Genomic DNA, 744 nt, shown 5'->3' with positions numbered 1-744 from the left:
CGGCGTGGAACGGGATCGGCGTCGCCGCCCGCGCCGAGGCACTCCGCGCGTTCGGCCGCAAGATGCTGGAACGCGCCGAAGAGCTGCTGGAGGTCGAGGTCCGCGACACCGGCAATACGATCGCGCCGATGCGCGGCGACGTGCGCACCGGTGTGGAGGGGATGAACTATTATGCTGGCCTCGCCTATGAACTGAAGGGCGATACGATCCCGGCGACGCCCGGCAACCTGCACTTCACCACGCGCGAGCCTTACGGCGTGGTCGCTCGGATCGTGCCGTTCAACCATCCGGTGATGTTCGCCACCGCCCGCACCGCGGCCGCGCTGATGGCCGGCAATTCGGTGGTGGTAAAGCCGCCCGAGACGAGCTCGCTCTCCGCGCTGATCCTGTCTGAGATCGCGCGCGATGCGCTGCCGCCGGGCGTGTTCAATATCGTCACCGGCACCGGAGCGGGCGCGGGCGCGCCGCTGGTGCGCCATCCCGGTGTCAAGCGGATCGCGTTTATCGGTTCAGTCGAGACCGGCATGGCGATTCAGCGGATGGCGGCGGAGAGCGCGGTCAAGCACGTCACGCTGGAGCTGGGCGGAAAGAACCCACTGATCGCCTTCCCCGACGTCGATCCGGCGACCGTGATCGACGCCGCGATCGCCGGGATGAACTTCTCGTGGCAGGGCCAGTCGTGCGGATCGACCAGCAGGCTCCTGCTGCACGAATCGATCCATGACGATGTCGTCGCTGGGCTGG

At 67.7% G+C, this 744-nt stretch carries 1 protein-coding gene; it reads left to right on the top strand.

Annotated features, from left to right (window positions below):
• Positions 1–744: aldehyde dehydrogenase family protein (locus NN5_RS24810; RefSeq protein ID WP_157081342.1), on the top strand; the 744-nt coding region annotated here is incomplete at both ends.

This window comes from Novosphingobium naphthalenivorans NBRC 102051 (assembly GCF_001590985.1).
GTDB classification, from domain to species: Bacteria; Pseudomonadota; Alphaproteobacteria; order Sphingomonadales; family Sphingomonadaceae; genus Novosphingobium; species Novosphingobium naphthalenivorans.
This window is presented reverse-complemented; position numbering and strand designations above follow the sequence as displayed.